Below are 17,401 nucleotides of genomic sequence, written 5' to 3' on the forward strand. Positions count from 1 at the left end.
AAAAAGATTATGTTAAAAAAATTCATAGAGAGACCCGTACTGGCAACAGTGGTCTCCATTATACTGGTACTATTGGGATTATTGTCGCTGGCAACACTGCCGGTAACACAGTTCCCGGACATTGCTCCGCCCTGCGTTGCAGTGACAGCCTCTTACCCGGGCGCCAATGCGGAAGTGGTGGCACGTTCCGTAGCCACCCCCATTGAAGAATCCGTGAATGGTGTGGAGAACATGACATACATGACCTCCACATCCAACAACGATGGTTCCATGACACTGAACGTGTATTTTAAACTGGGAACAGACCCTGATCTGGCTGCGGTAAACGTACAGAACCGTGTGGCTAAAGCTACCAGTATTTTACCGCAGGAAGTGGTAAATGCAGGTATCAGTACACAGAAACAGCAGAACAGTATGATCATGGTGGTGAACCTGATGAGTAATACGGCTGATTATGATGAAACATTTTTGCAGAACTATGCAAAGATCAACATCATTCCTGAAATACAACGTGTAACCGGTGTGGGACAGGCCTCTGTATTCGGTGGTAAGGATTATTCCATGCGTATCTGGTTGCGCCCGGACAGGCTGGCAGCGAATAACCTGTCTCCTCAGGACGTGCTGACCGCTATCAAAGAGCAAAACCTGGAAGCGGCTCCCGGCCGCTTTGGTGAAAGCAGCAAGGAAGCATTTGAATATGTGATCAAATACAAAGGGAAACTCAACCAGCATGAACAGTATGAAGATATCGTACTGAAAGCAAATGCAGATGGTTCTTCACTCAAACTGAAAGATGTGGCCAAAGTTGAATTTGGTTCATTTACCTATAGCAGTGATACCAAAGTAAACGGTAAACAGGGTATTGGTCTTGCTATTTATCAGACTGCAGGTTCCAATGCAAATGATATACAGGTAGCCGTTAATAAACTGATGAAAAAGGCGGCCCTGTCGTTTCCAATAGGTGTGGAGTACTTCAATATCTACAGTACAAAAGAATACCTGGATGAATCTATCGATCAGGTAAAACATACATTGATAGAAGCATTTATACTGGTATTTATCGTAGTGTTCATCTTCCTGCAGGATTTCCGCTCTACACTGATCCCCGCAATCGCTGTTCCGGTGGCCATTATAGGTACCTTCTTCTTCATGCAGTTGTTTGGGTTTACCATTAACCTGCTGACACTGTTTGCGCTGGTACTGGCGATCGGTATAGTCGTCGATGATGCGATCGTGGTGGTGGAGGCCGTCCATTCCAAGATGGAGAAGATCAATATGTCTCCGAGGAATGCCACTATCACCAGTATGCAGGAGATCTCCGGCGCTATCATTTCTATTACCATGGTGATGGCCGCGGTGTTCATTCCTGTAGGTTTCATGCAGGGCCCGGCAGGTGTGTTCTACAGACAGTTTGCCTTTACACTGGCGATTGCGATCCTGATCTCTGCATTGAACGCGTTGACATTGAGCCCTGCATTATGTGCCTTGTTACTGAAGAACAAACATCATGATGACCATGATACCAAATATGCAGCAAAAGGATTTGGTGGCCGCTTCTTTAGCGCTTTCAATACCGGCTTTGAAGCAGTGAGTTCTAAATATATTAACAGCCTGCGCTTCCTGGTAAGGTATAAATGGATACCTGTCGGTGCGCTGGTAATCATACTGGGTATTACGGTATGGCTGGTAAGAAAGACCCCGACAGGTTTTATACCTACTGAGGATAATGGTTTCGTGGTGTATTCTGTAACGATGCCTCCGGGTACTTCCCTGCAACGTACACGTCAGGTAGTAGCGAAAGTAGAACAGGAGATGAAGGGGCTCGAAGCAGTGAACAGTTACCTGAGCGTATCCGGTTTAAACATCATGACCACCTCTATCAGCTCTTCTTATGCGGTGGGTTTTGTGAAACTAAAACAGCATGCGGACAGAGGTGCTATTAAAGACCTTAAGCAGGTAATGGGTATGATGCAGGGGAAACTGGCGGGTATAAAAGAAGCCAATATCTTCATGTTCAACATGCCTACCGTACCGGGGTTCAGTAACGTGGACGGGTTTGAAGTGGTGTTACAGGACAGAACGGGCGGACCATTGGATAAACTGGCAGGTACAGCTTATGGCTTTATCGGAGAGCTGATGAAGAGAAAAGAGATCGCCTTTGCCTTCACTACTTTCAATGCGGGTAACCCTCAGTACAATGTACAGATCGATGAGAATAAGGCGAAGCAGTTGGGTATATCTGTTACGGACGTACTGCAAACCATGCAGGTGTATTACGGTAGTACTTTTGCTTCGGACTTTAACCGCTTCGGTAAATATTACCGTGTGATCGTACAGGCCGATATGGTATCACGTGCTGATCCGGCCAGTCTGAACGACATCTTTGTAAAGAACAGTACCGGTTTGATGGTGCCTATTAACAGCGTTGTGAAACTGGAAAGAGTATATGGTCCTGAAACGGTGACCCGTAATAACCTCTTTAATGCGGTGACGATTAATGGTCAGCCTAAACCAGGGTACAGTTCCGGTGATGCGATCAAAGCGGTAGAAGAAGTGGCTGCACAGTACCTGCCACGTGGTTATGCTTACGAGTGGGTGGGGATGACCAAAGAGGAAATCTCTGCTGGCGGACAGGCTGGTATCATCTTCCTGCTTTGCCTGGTGTTTGTATACTTCCTCTTATCTGCCCAGTATGAAAGTTATATACTTCCATTCTCGGTGATATTATCTATCCCGCTGGGTATTTTCGGGGTATTCGTATTCATCAACCTGTTTGGTATAGATAACAACATTTATGTACAGGTGGGTTTGATCATGCTGATAGGTTTGCTGGCGAAGAATGCGATCCTGATCGTGGAATATGCAGTGCAGCGGCGACGTAATGGTATGGGACTGCTGGCAGCGGCACTGGAAGCGTCCAAACTGCGTCTGCGACCCATCCTCATGACTTCCTTTGCCTTTATAGCAGGGTTAACGCCACTGATGCGGGCAACGGGTTCGTCTGCCCAGGGTAACCGTTCTATCAGTACGGGAGCAGCGGGTGGTATGTTAACAGGCGTATTGCTTGGCATCTTTGCTATACCAGTGTTGTTCATCATCTTCCAGTATTTACAGGAGAAGATCAGTGGTAAGCCACAGAAACGTGATGAAGCAACGGTGTGATCCTTAATTAATAAAGTAATTATAATGCAACGAAAATATATTGGTCTTTCATTCATTTCATTTTTTATAGTTGTAGGACTGGCAGCCTGCCGGGTAGGACGTGATTATAAACGTCCTGCCCTGGTACTGCCGGATCAATTCGCTGGTACTGCTCCTTCGGACAGTAGTATTGCCGGATTGGAATGGAAGAAATTCTTTACGGATACAACATTACAGGGATTGATTTCCCGGGCGCTTGCCGGTAACTATGATCTGCAACTGGCGCTGAAGCGTATAGAAACAGCAGATGCGTATGTGAAACAGGCTAAAGTAGGCTGGCTGCCTTCCGTGAACCTGCAGGCATCTGCCTCTACTTCCATCCCTTCAAAGAACAGTTTGAATGGTACAAGTCTGAACACTTTTTTAGGTACAAGTCATATAGAAGATTATAGCCTGGGTGCGGGCTTGTCGTGGGAAATTGATGTATGGGGAAAGATCCGTCGTCAGAAGGAAGCGGCACTGGCCAGTTACCTGCAGACATATGAAGGAGCGAGAGCGGTGCAGACAGGACTGGTTGCGGATATCGCGAACAGTTATTACAACCTGCTGATGCTGGATGAACAGTTGAAGATTGCCCATAGGAATGTAGCCTTAAGTGATACCATCGTACAGATGATCCGCTTGCAGAAGACAGCCGGAGAGGTGACAGAGCTGGCCGTACAGCAGGCAGTTGCCCAATTGCAGACGGCTGCGTTGCTCGTCCCGCAACTGGAGCAGGCACAGGCCATACAGGAGAATGCGATCCGCATTTTAGCAGGAGAACTGCCAGGCGGTGTAGCGCGTAGTACGGAACTGAATGCGGTGGTGTTACATGATTCATTGCCAACAGGTATTCCCGCAGCGATGGTGAGTCGCAGACCGGATGTACGGGCGGCGGAAATGGCGCTGGTAGCGGCCAATGCGAATGCAGGGGTAGCACAGGCGAGCATGTATCCTACATTGAACATAACAGCCAGCGGTGGAGTGAATGCCTTTAAGGCCAGTCAGTGGTTTACGCTGCCGGCATCTTTGTTCGGAACAGTAGCAGGTGGCCTTACGCAACCGTTGTTCCAGCACAGGCAGTTGAAAACACAGTTGGAAGTAGCGAAGATCCAGAGAGAAGAAGCGGTGATCAGTTTCAGGCAGCTTGCACTGAATGCGATAGGAGATGTGTCTGATGCGCTTATTAAGCTGGATAAGCTGAAAACACAGCAGAAAATTGCTACAGACCAGGTGAATACATTGTTACTGGCAACGAGCCAGGCACAAATGCTTTTCCGCAGTGGTATGGCCAATTATCTGGAGGTGATTACCGCACAGGGTAAATCCCTGCAGGCAGGCCTGACACAGGCAGATATTACCCGTCAGCAGTTAAGTGCTTCTGTAGAACTGTACAGGAGCCTGGGCGGCGGTTATCAGTAAGAACAGTTGTAATAGGTATATATGTATTGTTACCCCCAAATTTTATTTTGTAAGTACAAGAAAGGCTGAAGAACCAATAGATAGGAAAATTAAACGTCGCAGGTTAGCGACGTTTTTTTTTTGTAAAAAAAGGCCGTCTCTGAAGAGAAACAGCCATTTGTTCTAACCAATGCCAACTGTATAGTAATTATCGATGAGCCTTTTTCTTATCTGTAACAGATAAAATATGTTTGGAAAAGTTTTCTACTGAAATATCTCCGTCCAACTGTTTATCTCTGATGAAAAACGCGGGGATCTGCTTTATCCCCAGGCGTTTTCCTTCAGCCATGTCCCCGTGTACCTGCCAGCCGTACCTTCCTCCAACTAATGAATCAAGGAATTGTTTGCTTTTGATACCAATTTGCCTTGCGTAACTTGTCAGACTGATCACCCCTAAATTTGTTCTGTTCTTTAACAGCAGTTCGTGCATCTCAGGGAACTTACCTTCCTGTCCGGCAGCGATTGCCGCTTCTGCCGCTTTATATGCACGTTGATGTATTTGTAGTAATGGATAATGTCTGAAATTGAAGTTGATCTTATCCGGATATTTTTCCAGTAAATCCAACACCACCTGGTGTGCCTGTAACGTAGATTTACTTTCATAATCACCAAATTCCACCAGTGTTACCGGCGCTTTCGGATCACCGATCAGCATTTCCTTTGACAGAATAATTGGTATATCTCTGTTGTTGACCGTTCTTGCATTCATAACAATACAAAGATGAAGTATTGTACAGCATCAGACAATGGCCGTATAAAGGAATAAATTGTATTGATTATGGATTGTGTTTTTTGAAGAGCTTTATGTAGGCAGCGTTCTCGTTTACAGGGAAACCCAGGGATGCATAGAGTTTGTTGGCAGCTTCGTTATCAGGATGACTTTCCAGTTCTATACCTACAAAGAGAGGGTTTCTTTTTTCTTCATTGATAAGGATGTTAGTGAATGATTTTGCAACACCATAATTGCGGAATTGTTTCTTTACATATAATTCATCAATGCCGATGAGTAGTCCGCCGTATTCATTACTCCAGAATCTGAATACGATGGAATATCCTGCGAGTAAGCCGTTACACTCAATCATCAGTACTTCTCCCATGTTGGTATTCTCTTCGTAAAATCGTATGGTAGCAACTATTCTGTTTTCAGTAAAGTCTTTGCGGTTTATGACCTCGTTGTATAAGTCCATCGACATAATAGTCAGTTCTTCAGCATCTATCAAACGCGCCAATCTATATGAAATATCCATGCTCTTAATTTTAAAAAATCCTTATTTAATATACAGTAAACATTGGGTCATAGAATAGGTAGAAGAATTGATCAGACACTATATACTGAAGGCATTTTTGAGTTGTTATATGAGCCAAAAGTATACTTGTGCTATCATATAGTCAATAGATATATCATCGTTCCTGTTGTATAATTGGTGGTTTTTTCACTGTAATTTGTACAAGTGTCCATTGTATGCAGCAGCTTATTTACTAACGTTACCGGATGTACTGAAATACTGGTTTTATATCACGGATGAGGAGACTGTAATAGAATAAAAATTAATAATATGGAAAATTTTCTCATGATATGTATATCCTGTTGGTAAAAATAGTTAGCATCTTATTTTTAGCTTATCATAAAATTTTGTATTATTCATGAAATTACGTGTAAATGAGTGGGACTATTTATATCCGGCATATTTCGGTGAAGGATGCGCAGCCGGTGACTTCGTTATCTTTGGAGTTGGGTTATTCCATGACGGTGAACGAAACGATAGCTAATATTGCAGCAGTTGACAAGAGTATTTGTGATGTGGCTTATGTGGCAGTACTGGATGAGGTCGTTGTAGGGTGGATCCATGTATTTTACACTATTCGTTTGGAGTCGGGGCCGTTTTGTGAAATAGGAGGACTGGTAGTTTCCAAAGCGGTACAGGGAAAAGGGATTGGAAAGCAACTGGTGGAGAAGGCCCGGAAATGGGCCGCAGAAAGAAACATCAATAAGTTGCGTGTGCGCTGCAATGTGATGAGAGCAGGCGCACACGAATTTTATGCAAAGTCCGGATTTACGGAAAATAAAGAGCAGAAGGTGTTTGAATGTATACTGTAAATCTTATTGAACAAGATCTTTCAGCATCCATATAGTTGTGGCGAAATGGCCTGAGTTACCGAGTTGTTCCGGCAGCATGTTAAAGCCTGCTTTTTCGTACATGCTGACGGCCCTGGACAGTTCCGGGAAAGATTCCAGGTAAAGTTGGGCATAGCCTGTTTTTGCAGCCGCATCAAAGCATGTTTCCATCAGTAATCTTCCTATACCTTTGCCTCTTGCAGCAGCAGATAAATAGAATTTTACCAGTTCTGCGCATCCGTCCGGTAATCCGTCCGTAGGGAAGATACCACAGCAACCGAGGACAATTCCATCTTCTTCAGCCACGAAACAGGTGCTTCCCGGAAACCGGAATAGCTGGTACAGGTTATCCGTTTCCGGTTCTGTGAAAATGGTTCCTTCCTGTGGCACATTAAATTCTATGAATGCATTACGTATGATCTTCGCTAATGCCTCGTTGTCTTTTATTTCAATGTTTCTAAGGATGACAGACATCTTATTTATTTTTTATTGATTGAGCCCGTTGGTAAAAACTTTGTTGTTCCATCTTTTCTTCCACTTCATCTATTGCTTTTATCAGGTCGGTGGTGAAAGAGGAGAGTGCTTCGGTCATAACAGACCATACCGGTTGCATTTGCGTTACCAGTTCGGTTCCTTTTTCTGTTAATACTAACAGGCGTTTCCTTTCATCTGATTTATCCTTTCGGGAACGGATCAATTTCTTCTTTTCCAGCTCTTTTAGCAGGCTGATAGTAGAAGGATGGCTATAGCCTATTTCAGCCGCTATTTCTACCACACTAAGGATTGATTTCTGGTGCAGGGTATATATTACAGGGAACCATTTAGGCTCAAAGTCAATGCCATTGGCCTTATAGATGAGTAGTCCGTCTTTACGGATCTGGTCCGCCAGTCTTTGCAGCCTGGTGGAAATGGCAAGAATACCTGACTCATTAATAACGTTCATGATACGAATATAGTAAAAAGTACGTAGTTGACTACATATATTTAAAATAAGTGTTTAAACGGCTGAATTCGTATCTTCCGGCCTTTTATGAAGCACTATATTTCCGTATTAACTATTGCCGGTTCCGACAGCAGCGGAGGAGCTGGTATACAGGCCGATCTGAAAACATTCGCCGCATTAGGTTGTTTCGGCACTTCTGCCATTACGGCCATCACTGTGCAGAACACTTTAGGCGTTACAGGAATTTACCCTGTTCCTGCTGCGGTGGTGGAAGGACAGATAAGGGCCGTTTTAAGCGATATTAAGCCCTCAGCGATTAAAATAGGAATGGTATACAGCATTGATACCGTTAGGGCAATTGTGAGCGTTTTAAGGGATTATCCGGGCATTCCTGTTATCCTGGACCCGGTAATGGTATCAAGTAGCGGCCGTATGCTGATGGAAGAAGAGACCATTATTGTTTTGCAGGAGCAGTTATTCCCTTTGGTAACATTGGTAACGCCTAACCTGGATGAAGCAGGTGTATTATCGGGTATCTCTTTACATACCGTGGATGATATGAAAGCAGCGGCGGTTAAGATCCTTGAAACAGGTTGTAATGCGGTGTTGGTGAAAGGAGGGCATTTATCCGGCAGCAGGTTGTATGATGTTTATCTGGACAGGTCTGGTAAGGAGCATATTATCAGCAGTGATTTTATTACTACTGATAATACGCATGGCACGGGCTGTACTTTATCTTCAGCTATCACGGCGTTTCTTGCCCGGGGGGTGGAGTTAGTTGCCGCTATTGAGCAGGGAAGTGTTTATATGCATACAGCTATAGAAAAAGGCATGGATGTAAAGACAGGAGAGGGGCATGGCCCCGTGAACCATTTCTTTGATCCTGTCCGGCAGATAATTAGTTAAGTTTGAAAGATGAAGAGTTATATTTGTAACGTACTGATAGCGCTGGTATGGTTGGTGAACGGATTGTTCTGCAAGGTTTTAAATCTTGTTCCGAGACACCGGCAGATCGTTGCCAGGATATTGGGGGATGAATATGCCACACTGGCTACCAGAACGATAGGGGTATTGGAGATCCTGATGGCCATCTGGATATTAACCAGGATACAATCAAGGTTGTGTGCCATTACGCAGATAGTGATCGTAGCGGTCATGAATATTTTAGAATTTATACTTGTTCCTGATCTTTTGTTATTTGGGAGGATCAATATTATTATAGCCACCTTTTTTATCCTTATCATTTTAATAAATGAGTTTAGCATTCTTAAAAAACCATCCCTTCGCCGTTGAAGCTTACTTTAAAAGCTCGCTGGTGCTTACCTATGCTGTCCCTGCTGCTGAGATAAAACATATGATACCTGCCTGTCTGGAGCTGGATACATTTGAGGATAAATGGGCTTTCGTCGCCATTGCAATTGTTCAAACAAAACATTTAAGACCTAAAGGATTTCCTCAATGGCTGGGGAACGACTTTATCCTGACAGGATACAGGATCTTTGTCCGTTATACTAACGCGGCTGGCAAAAGACTGCGTGGATTGTATATCATAGGTTCCGAGACGGATAAGAAGAAAATGCAGATAATGGGTAATATTTTTACGCATTACAATTACAAAACGACGGATATCAGTTTAACAGAAGAAGGTAGTATAGTGACTGTACAATCGAAACAATCCGGTCTGGATATAGCCGTTGATGTGAGAGACGCTGAATTACCTCCTTGTTCCCCTTTTCACGACTGGAAAGAGGCCCGGCGTTTTGCGGGACCTTTACCTTTTACCTTTACTTATGATGAGCAGTCGAAGAAGGTGGTGATCATAGAGGGCGTGAGGACGAACTGGACGCCAGCACCTGTGCATGTTATCAGAAGTAATTCCGGCTTTATCAATAAACTGGGGTTGAAGGATATGCGTCTTGCAAACGCATTTATCATCAACAATATTCCTTATTACTGGAAAAGCGGTAAAACCGAGTTATGGAAAGGGTAGCGTTTCAGGGAGTAACAAATATTATCCGGTTTAACTGGCATTTTTATGTCATTGCTACAGGTGGTATTATCGGCTGTGTTATATTCCATCAGTATTTGCTGATACTCTTAATTGTATTAAGCACTGTTATTTCTCTGGCAGTATCCTGGTATGTGTATGATTATTCCGATTTGTATACGCTGGATTGGATGGACTTCCCGGATGTATATCATATCGTAAATATCAATGCGGGATTTGATGAAACAAGTGTATTGTTAGCCGGGAAATTTCCAGGTGCAGCACTGACCGTTTTTGATTTTTACGATCCCGTTAAACATACGGAAGTTTCCATAGAGCGGGCCAGAAAGGCTTATGGCCCTTATCCCGGTACGATGAATATCAGTACTGATAATATTCCTTTACTAAATGCTGATCTTATCTGTATGATGCTGGCAGCGCATGAAATCAGGAACAGTGAAGAAAGGACCAGGTTTTTTTCTTTATTGAAAGCGCGATTGAATGATCAGGGGCAAATACTTGTATTGGAACATTTGAGAGATCTTCCCAACTTTATGGCGTATAATATCGGTTTCTTTCACTTTTTCTCTAAAAAAGAGTGGAGGCGCACGTTTGCGGGAGCTGGTCTTACTATTTATAAAGAAATCAAGGTTACACCTTTCTTATCGGCTTTTATCCTTCAGAAAAATGGAATTACATCTTAAAATCGTTGGTTGTATTTTAGTGTTGATATCTCTCATACACGTTATCTTCCCTAAATACTTTAACTGGGAAATCGAGTTATTGTCTTTAAGTCAGATAAACAGGCAGTTGATGTATGTGCATACCTTCTTTATCGGGTTAATAGTGTTTTTAATGGGCGTGTTCTGTCTCGTCTGTTCTTCAGATATTGTTAGTACGAAACTGGGAGCCCGGCTGGCATTTGGGTTATTTGTTTTCTGGGGGATAAGATGGGTGTTTCAATTCTTTGTGTACTCACCTGAACTATGGAAAGGGAAGGGCTTTGAAACGGTTATCCATGTTATCTTTTCTTTGATGTGGACTTATTTCACGGTTGTATTTTTTATGATATGGTATTTGCAAAATATGCCAAAGTAAGGGGCAGGCGCTTCTATATATGGAATGCGAAGCTATTCCAGATGCAGGGAAACTGGCAGTTGGAATCTATGCACTCTGACCTTATCTTATCAGTACCGTTGTTCCTTTCCTGAATATTTTTTTACCACTTTCTTTCATAGTGTAACGTAACATCCATACATAGGTGCCTAAATCTGCAGGATTACCGTTTACGTTACCGTCCCATTTTTTTGTCCAGTCAGTTGTTTCGAATAGTTTTTGTCCTACGCGGTTGTATACAGCGAAGTAAAGATCGATGGCTTTGTATGCACTCAGGGGATAGAGGTAGTCGTTGACGCCGTCTCCGTTAGGAGTGAAGGCGGTGGGGACATCGATATAGCAGCTGGTTACGGCCGTGATGATGTGGTCTGCGGTGTCCCGGCAGTTGAGGTTGTCGGTGACTATCAGGCGTATGAGGAAATCCTGTTCCTTGCGGACAGGGAAATATTGTTGAGGGTTCGGGTCCGGACTGGTAGAGACATTGCCATTGCCATAGTTCCAAAGATAGGAGACGATGCTGCCAAAGCTCTCATTTTTGGCGCTTACAACATCGAGTGGGCAGTAAGGACCGGGATCTACGGAAAACAGGCCTCCGAGGGTCTGTGTGAGGGAGACGGTCTTGGATACGGTATCCGTACATACTCCGTTGGAAACGGTCAATTGGATGCCCTTATCGCCGAAATCGCCATATATTTTGGTAACGTTCTGTAAGGTGGATTGATCTCCATCGGAGAATGTCCATTTCCAGGAGTTTACTTTATGTGCGCCGTCGTGGTTAAGTATGAAGGTATTGACCTTACAATTTTTGTCGATTGTATAGGTAAAGTCAGCAGATACGGTATCGGCTGTATGAAAGGTAGCTAATTGTCCGGTTGCGGCAGGCTGATGACATTCTCCCAGTACGCCATTGCCGTCGCTGCCGGTATTGAGTTGTACGGTGTAGTCGCCTTCCGTTTGGATGGGCTGGTTGAGCTGTAGTATAATAGTGTCTGCCAGGTTATTGCTGTTGCAGTTGCCGGTAGCGCTGCGGATGCTTACGGCGGTGGTACCGGTGATTTTAAAGTCGGTGCCGTCTGCTGCAATGGATTCGCAACGTACTGGAACAGACATGGCCACCTTTATAACATCCGGTGCGCAGCCTACGGTAATTGTAGAGCGCAGCAGTACGGGTGGGGGAGGATCTATATGGAAGGAGGAGGTCTGTCCGGTGGGGAGAGCGTTACCGCAGGTGTTGAGGATGGTATTGCCATCCGTCCCGTTTTGGGTGGTGATGGTATAATCGCCGGGGGCTAAGGGAACATTCAGTTTCAGTATTACGGAATCCATGTCGAAGCCGTTGGCGCATCCTATGCCGGTTGCGCTGATGATTTTAGGCCCTGCCGGCGTGATTGTGAAATCACTGCCATCGGCTGCCAGGGAAGAGCAGATCAGTTTTTTGCTGAGTTTGATACTTACTGTATAATCGCCGCAATTATAAGCGGAAGATACTAACTGAGGGATGGCAGGGTCTGTAATATCAGCAGTTCCACCGTTGAAGTCCAGGTTGTAGCCACTTTGTGAATCTCCCGAGAAATGGCTGATGAGTAGCAGGTATTCATGTCCTTTTATGAGGGTAGGCATGCTACTGAATACGGGCTGACCGTATCCGCCACATACATTGGCGACTGTACCCGCGGAGGAGGCCCCGGTGACACCACCTTCCCCGGACCAGTTCATACAGAGGAACAGGCTGGTATTCGTAAAAACATCATTGGGAGAACGGCCGGTGATATCGAATATCTGCCAGTCGTAATCGTCAGCAATGGCGTTGGGAGTGATCTTAAACCCCAGTGTACCAGCCGTATAGCAGGTAAATTTGTACCAATAGGGGTTCATGTCCATATGAACACCGTCATCCGGATTATCACATGCAGGACCTGGTACCACATGGTTCCCACAAATGGGCACAGATTGCTGGGAAAAGGTTTTCGTACCACATACGGGGAATGCCGTTGAGGGGTTCTGACCTGGAGCCGTACATGTTTGTGCATGAGCGGTTTTTATAAAGGCCAGCAACACAAATGGGTACAGGATAATGTCTTTTAAGCGCATGGTGAATCCGTTCGGATGCTGTAATAAACTTAAAAATAAGTTTTTTTTGCGATGAAACCCTATGTGCTTATGGTTTTTAATCGCCATGCCCTCAATATGGAAAAGTTTTTTTTTGAAAATTGATTCAGTTTTATACTTTTGCAGCGGAGAAATGGCAGAGCGGTCGATTGCGGCAGTCTTGAAAACTGTTGACTGTTACAGGTCCGGGGGTTCGAATCCCTCTTTCTCCGCTCAGGTCAAAAGAGGAAGAATTAGGAATAATTCTTCCTCTTTTTGTTTAATTATGTCGGATTTTACTTGTTTACGCACTAAATGGTGTCGAAGTATAGCCTTGATTACTATCTATTATTTTTGAATATTTTTTCAGTGTCTGTCCGGTACCATATTGAAACCTACCTCAATACTTTTGCCCACAGCTTGTTGTATCGAATCGAAGGATGGTTCATACAATTTGAGGAAGGTCAGTATTGTCTGTAGATGCCGTAACATATGAAAACTTGTTTCTTCAATCTGCTGGATTCGTCCAATATATTGCGTAGTCAGAAGGGTATGAGTCCAGGTGCTCAGGTGCTCGAATTTAGAATAATAGTTATAGAGGTAGTAAATTTTGCTCATCACAATGGCTTTATCCTTATCCATCTTCTGCACATCGATACTTTTATATAATTCTTTAGCCTGTAGGGCCTTATAGGGATTATTATACTCCCATTTCTCTGGTGTTTTTTCTACGAATAGTTCCGGAAATTGCTTACGAAGCCCACCTATGAGTAAAGCCTTTTTTTCAACATCCAATACGCCTTTTTCTTCATCCATTTTAAACTGCTCAATCCATTTGTAGGTACCATCATATAGGTAACCTTTGCAAAACTTATCAACAAATGCGTCCAGATCGGTATCGTTCCGGTGTACATCAATATACGAGGCGAGGTATTCGAGGGAAAGTACATCGCCAAGCATAGGTCGGATTAACAGACCAGCACTATAGTCAATAGCAGCATTTTGCTCCAGCGAAACAAGTAGTGGCTCAAGGCCGTTAAGGGTATGTTGTAGTCGCGTCAGGCAAAGGGCTGCATAGGCTTTGAGCGCCAGATCTCCCGTGTTAGCTTGTATGTCCGGTATAGTACTTAGATGTCGCCGTAATTCGGCAAGATTGAATCGGATAACTTTCATAACAGAAAATTACTGAAATTCCATTGACAGGTAAAGCGGTTTCGCCGAGCTTCCCTGATAGTTTAGATTTACGCTACGTTCCTCACAGAGCAGCGATGATTAATTTTTGCAGTCACAGCCTGCAATCCACGATGCCCTATTCGCTATGACTTAGTGGGAATTGCCCATTCCGGCCTATTTCTACAATACCTGTCAATAAACTCCGTAATCTTACCCAAATCTTTGGCGAAAAGGGTCGACAATTGCATCCAACTCTCCGCTGAAATTTTAAAAGCCTTCAAGTCCTTGGATTTGAAGGCTTTTTTAGTTCGAAGAATTTTTCTTAATTTCTATTCCTTTACTCTATAAATTAATTGTCAATCATTTATAGGGTCGAAGTGTCCCCAATTTCAAAACTAATTCGATTGGAAATATGTTTGTAGACTTCCCTGAAAATGTAGCTAGCTTAAAGAAAAAAAATTATCTTGGGCTAATGCGAATAGCGATATGTAGTAACAATAAAATTTATTAAACAAGCGCAAACAGATGGCTAATAAATTACATATTGATAATTGGATAACAAGGGCGGAACCAGATTATTATACTATGTTTATCAAAGCATGGATTCCCTTTAATGCTTGGTATGTAGATAAATATCCCGATTTGTATTCGAATGACTCAAAAATAATTAAGGAACTAATTGCTTCAAAAAATGACATTAAAGCATTTATTAATAGTTTACTATCCAGTACAGACTCCGATTATAATAGATTTTCATATCATCTTTCTCAATTGCATATAGAATTAGAAAAGAAAGGACTACAGCATAGAAATGAAGCAATTTCATTTACCTCACTCTTTTTTGAAGATTATGCTTGCGAACCGGTAAATGAAACAGATACCGATGGCATAAATTATCAGGCGTCTCAACCAAGCAAAATACAGACCTATTATAGGGCATTGATTGTAAAAGAAAAAAAAACATATTTAAGTATAAAAATGCCAGAATATGATTTAAATACTTTGTTAACTCATGAAGAATTTGTTGGCTTAGCAAAGCCAGAAATGAAAGAAATTATTAAAAGTTGTTTTGTTGACATCAACCCTAAACAAAAAGTTAACCTAACTACAAAATCAATATCTAATGATGAATATTTGTTAATTGATAATAATGAAAATTCCAGATTTAAAAATGATAAAGAGCTAATCGCAAAAAGCTTAATTAAGGTCTTATATTATTTGAGATGTATGCTATTTCACGGAGAATTGAATCCGTCGGATAATAATAGTGTGGTTTACGAACATGCTTTTCAAATATTGAAGTATATCGTTAAAAAAATTCAATGACATGAGTAATCATATAGCCAATAAAATAGAAGCAAAAGATAAAAGCCTCGGAAAAATTTTCATAAACGAAAGATATAAGATAGATGTTTTTCAAAGAGAATATCGCTGGCAACGAAAACATATCGAAGCCTTGATAAGCGACTTGTCAATAAGTTTTTTAAGTGCCTATAAAGTAGGAGATACAATAGAAAAATATGATTCATATGATAGCTATTATATGGGACCTATTGTATTGTGCAATGATGGAGGAAGTTTGTCTATAGTAGATGGACAGCAAAGACTTACCTCATTTACTTTATTGCTTATTTATTTGCATCATTTACAAAGCAAGTTGGAACTTCCATCTAATCTCCAAAAAGATTTTAAGCAATTTCTATATGTAACAAAAGCCGGCAAGACGACATTAGTTTTAGATATTGATACAAGAGAAAAAATTGTTAGGCACCTTTATTATGATCCGGAGGTCGTTTTTGTGGATGGAAATAAGGATGAATCAGTTTCTAATATCATAGAAAGGTATGAAGATATTACAATGCTATTTCCGGAAGAGATTAGCAAAAAGGATATTTTACCTCTGTTTATTGAATGGTTATTGGAGAAAGTCGTTTTAGTTGAGGTTAAAGCCTTTAGCATGGAGAATGCGTATACTATTTTTGAAACTATGAACGATAGAGGCATGAACCTGAACCCAACAGAAATGTTGAAAGGGTATTTGTTATCAAAAGTATCAGACAGCGAAAAAAGTTTGGAATTAAACGAATTTTGGAAGGAGAGGATTGCAGAAATAAAAATAACTACAAACTCAGAGGGTGACTTGGAATTTTTTAGAGCTTGGTTGAGGGCTAAATATGCAGAAACCGTTCGATCAACAAAACAGGGTGCAGAAAATGAAGATTTTGAAATAATAGGCACCCAATTTCACAATTGGGTAAAAAAGAATTCAGCAAAAACAGGACTTAGTAAACCTGAAGATTATTATTATTTTTTACGCTCCGATTTTGATTATTACTCTTCAATATATCAACAACTTTACAGGTTTAAGTCAATTAACACAGAGGGTTTGGAAGATATTTATATCTCTAATTATTACACAATTGCTGATTCATTAGCATATCCTCTTTATTTATCACCAGTTACGAAATTGGATGACGAAGATGTAGTGGTGAAAAAAATTAACATTATTGGAAAATTCATCGATATCTATATAAATAGCAGAACTCTTACGGGTAAAGCAATCACGCAAAGCTCAATCAGATATTCGATGTATGAACTTATTAAATCGATTAGAGATACTAATGTGAAAGAGCTTCAAGAAAGACTTGCTGTTGAATTAGAAAAATCCTGGGAAAAGATCTATTCTCCATTCTCTGTTCTTCATAGAATGGATAACTGGGGATACTATCATTACTTCTTTGCTCGTATATTGTTAGCGATGGGAATTGAGGTCGAAGATTTTAGCGAACTTATGCGCAGTCGTAAACAAAGTTCTTTAGTTTTATTTCAGATTTGGGAGGACGATGAAATTGAAAGTGATGTAGACGAAATAACTTGGGATATTAATATTAAATCTGTTGCTGGTCATTGCTTAGTTAGACGTTTTGACCTGGATATTATTAATTCTAAAAATGATCCAATTAAAAGAGTCAACTATTTAATTAAACAAGGTTATTTGCCTGAGATGAATGATTATGTTATAGCAAATGATAGGGATGAAATTATTAAGTTTATAGGTTACAGAGATGAAAAGTTGAGAGAATTAACAAATGAGATATGGAGTTTCTGATTCTCCATGTACTATTACTATAGATTCTTTCCTCTTTTCACTCCTACCAATTGATGAAATAATTTCCACTAAATTAATAACAATAAATATATTGCTTATATGGTATGTCTTTGTCCTAAAAGGGCAAGGATACAAAGTGTTCCCTTTCTCTTTACTTAAACTTAAATTTCGGTCTATTCTGGCAATATCTGGTAATAAACTGTACAATTTTGTCCAAATCGGATACAA

Annotated in this window: 14 protein-coding genes, 1 tRNA gene and 1 pseudogene; 10 read left to right on the top strand and 6 right to left on the bottom strand. The window is 41.8% G+C overall.

Annotation, left to right across the window (positions count from 1 at the left end; genetic code table 11):
* Nucleotides 1–9 precede the first annotated feature (9 nt).
* Both GO495_RS05925 and GO495_RS05930 read left to right on the top strand, forming a co-directional pair.
* Entirely contained in the window at nt 10–3,162 is a 3,153-nt protein-coding gene (locus GO495_RS05925; RefSeq protein ID WP_157298743.1) for an efflux RND transporter permease subunit, read from the top strand.
* Nucleotides 3,163–3,186: 24 nt separating this feature from the next.
* Complete coding sequence (locus GO495_RS05930; RefSeq protein WP_157298744.1) at nt 3,187–4,602, top strand: efflux transporter outer membrane subunit; 1,416 nt, start codon at nt 3,187–3,189, stop codon at nt 4,600–4,602.
* Nucleotides 4,603–4,789: 187 nt separating this feature from the next.
* On the opposite strand, the gene GO495_RS05935 is transcribed toward GO495_RS05930, so the two are convergent.
* Together GO495_RS05935 and GO495_RS05940 are read right to left on the bottom strand one after the other, a co-directional pair.
* Nucleotides 4,790–5,350, bottom strand: a complete 561-nt coding sequence (locus GO495_RS05935; RefSeq protein ID WP_157298745.1) for a DsbA family protein — start codon at nt 5,348–5,350, stop codon at nt 4,790–4,792.
* 67 nt (nt 5,351–5,417) lie between these two features.
* A complete protein-coding gene (locus tag GO495_RS05940) occupies nt 5,418–5,888 on the bottom strand; it encodes a GNAT family N-acetyltransferase (RefSeq protein WP_157298746.1) in 471 nt (156 codons plus the stop codon).
* Nucleotides 5,889–6,301: 413 nt separating this feature from the next.
* Between GO495_RS05940 and GO495_RS05945 the strand changes: the two genes are divergently transcribed.
* Nucleotides 6,302–6,739, top strand: a complete 438-nt coding sequence (locus GO495_RS05945) for a GNAT family N-acetyltransferase (protein ID WP_157298747.1) — start codon at nt 6,302–6,304, stop codon at nt 6,737–6,739.
* A gap of 3 nt (nt 6,740–6,742) precedes the next feature.
* Here the strand turns inward: GO495_RS05945 and GO495_RS05950 are convergent, their stop codons facing one another.
* Nucleotides 6,743–7,231, bottom strand: coding sequence for a GNAT family N-acetyltransferase (locus tag GO495_RS05950; protein ID WP_157298748.1), 489 nt, complete (start codon nt 7,229–7,231; stop codon nt 6,743–6,745).
* A gap of 196 nt (nt 7,232–7,427) precedes the next feature.
* A pseudogene (locus GO495_RS32635) lies at nt 7,428–7,700 on the bottom strand (MarR family transcriptional regulator); the annotation flags it as partial.
* Nucleotides 7,701–7,787: 87 nt separating this feature from the next.
* Here GO495_RS32635 and thiD point away from each other — a divergent pair.
* Genes thiD through GO495_RS05975 form a run of 4 tightly spaced genes read left to right on the top strand, consistent with a single transcriptional unit; the run spans nt 7,788 to nt 10,391 of the window.
* A complete protein-coding gene (thiD, locus tag GO495_RS05960) occupies nt 7,788–8,606 on the top strand; it encodes a bifunctional hydroxymethylpyrimidine kinase/phosphomethylpyrimidine kinase (RefSeq protein ID WP_157298750.1) in 819 nt (272 codons plus the stop codon).
* Nucleotides 8,607–8,615: 9 nt separating this feature from the next.
* Nucleotides 8,616–8,993 (top strand): DoxX-like family protein, encoded by a 378-nt coding sequence (locus GO495_RS05965; RefSeq protein ID WP_157298751.1) that lies wholly within the window; start codon nt 8,616–8,618, stop codon nt 8,991–8,993.
* Nucleotides 8,953–9,690: a DUF2071 domain-containing protein gene (locus GO495_RS05970; RefSeq protein ID WP_157298752.1), complete on the top strand. Its 738-nt coding sequence runs from the start codon at nt 8,953–8,955 to the stop codon at nt 9,688–9,690. The genes GO495_RS05965 and GO495_RS05970 overlap by 41 nt, the downstream gene beginning before the upstream one ends.
* A complete protein-coding gene (locus tag GO495_RS05975; protein ID WP_157298753.1) occupies nt 9,678–10,391 on the top strand; it encodes a methyltransferase in 714 nt (237 codons plus the stop codon). The genes GO495_RS05970 and GO495_RS05975 overlap by 13 nt, the downstream gene beginning before the upstream one ends.
* Nucleotides 10,392–10,866: 475 nt before the next feature.
* On the opposite strand, the gene GO495_RS05980 is transcribed toward GO495_RS05975, so the two are convergent.
* The gene (locus GO495_RS05980; protein ID WP_157298754.1) at nt 10,867–12,894 is read right to left on the bottom strand and encodes a T9SS type B sorting domain-containing protein; all 2,028 of its coding nucleotides are present in this window, start codon (nt 12,892–12,894) and stop codon (nt 10,867–10,869) included.
* A 145-nt stretch (nt 12,895–13,039) separates the two neighbouring features.
* On the opposite strand from GO495_RS05980, the gene GO495_RS05985 reads away from it, so the two are divergent.
* Nucleotides 13,040–13,124: transfer RNA gene (locus tag GO495_RS05985), tRNA-Ser, on the top strand.
* 133 nt (nt 13,125–13,257) lie between these two features.
* Here GO495_RS05985 and GO495_RS05990 read toward each other — a convergent pair.
* Nucleotides 13,258–14,064 (bottom strand): hypothetical protein, encoded by an 807-nt coding sequence (locus GO495_RS05990; RefSeq protein WP_157298755.1) that lies wholly within the window; start codon nt 14,062–14,064, stop codon nt 13,258–13,260.
* A gap of 525 nt (nt 14,065–14,589) precedes the next feature.
* Between GO495_RS05990 and GO495_RS05995 the strand changes: the two genes are divergently transcribed.
* Together GO495_RS05995 and GO495_RS06000 are read left to right on the top strand one after the other, a co-directional pair.
* Nucleotides 14,590–15,390 carry a hypothetical protein gene (locus GO495_RS05995; protein WP_157298756.1) on the top strand — a complete coding sequence of 267 codons (801 nt, stop codon included), beginning with the start codon at nt 14,590–14,592 and terminating at the stop codon, nt 15,388–15,390.
* 1 nt (nt 15,391) lies between these two features.
* Nucleotides 15,392–17,173 carry a DUF262 domain-containing protein gene (locus GO495_RS06000; RefSeq protein ID WP_157298757.1) on the top strand — a complete coding sequence of 594 codons (1,782 nt, stop codon included), beginning with the start codon at nt 15,392–15,394 and terminating at the stop codon, nt 17,171–17,173.
* The last annotated feature ends 228 nt before the right edge of the window (nt 17,174–17,401 follow it).

It is taken from the genome of Chitinophaga oryziterrae (genome assembly GCF_009758125.1).
GTDB classification, from domain to species: domain Bacteria; phylum Bacteroidota; class Bacteroidia; order Chitinophagales; family Chitinophagaceae; genus Chitinophaga; species Chitinophaga oryziterrae.

Coding starts and splice junctions, on each gene's coding strand:
- GO495_RS06000 (WP_157298757.1), top strand. CDS start 15,392: ATGAGTAATCATATAGCCAATAAAATAGAAGCAAAAGATAAAAGCCTC.
- GO495_RS05980 (WP_157298754.1), bottom strand. CDS start 12,894: ATGCGCTTAAAAGACATTATCCTGTACCCATTTGTGTTGCTGGCCTTT.
- GO495_RS05925 (WP_157298743.1), top strand. CDS start 10: ATGTTAAAAAAATTCATAGAGAGACCCGTACTGGCAACAGTGGTCTCC.
- GO495_RS05930 (WP_157298744.1), top strand. CDS start 3,187: ATGCAACGAAAATATATTGGTCTTTCATTCATTTCATTTTTTATAGTT.
- GO495_RS05940 (WP_157298746.1), bottom strand. CDS start 5,888: ATGGATATTTCATATAGATTGGCGCGTTTGATAGATGCTGAAGAACTG.
- GO495_RS05995 (WP_157298756.1), top strand. CDS start 14,590: ATGGCTAATAAATTACATATTGATAATTGGATAACAAGGGCGGAACCA.
- GO495_RS05935 (WP_157298745.1), bottom strand. CDS start 5,350: ATGAATGCAAGAACGGTCAACAACAGAGATATACCAATTATTCTGTCA.
- GO495_RS05975 (WP_157298753.1), top strand. CDS start 9,678: ATGGAAAGGGTAGCGTTTCAGGGAGTAACAAATATTATCCGGTTTAAC.
- GO495_RS05965 (WP_157298751.1), top strand. CDS start 8,616: ATGAAGAGTTATATTTGTAACGTACTGATAGCGCTGGTATGGTTGGTG.
- thiD (WP_157298750.1), top strand. CDS start 7,788: ATGAAGCACTATATTTCCGTATTAACTATTGCCGGTTCCGACAGCAGC.
- GO495_RS05950 (WP_157298748.1), bottom strand. CDS start 7,231: ATGTCTGTCATCCTTAGAAACATTGAAATAAAAGACAACGAGGCATTA.
- GO495_RS05970 (WP_157298752.1), top strand. CDS start 8,953: ATGAGTTTAGCATTCTTAAAAAACCATCCCTTCGCCGTTGAAGCTTAC.
- GO495_RS05945 (WP_157298747.1), top strand. CDS start 6,302: ATGAGTGGGACTATTTATATCCGGCATATTTCGGTGAAGGATGCGCAG.
- GO495_RS05990 (WP_157298755.1), bottom strand. CDS start 14,064: ATGAAAGTTATCCGATTCAATCTTGCCGAATTACGGCGACATCTAAGT.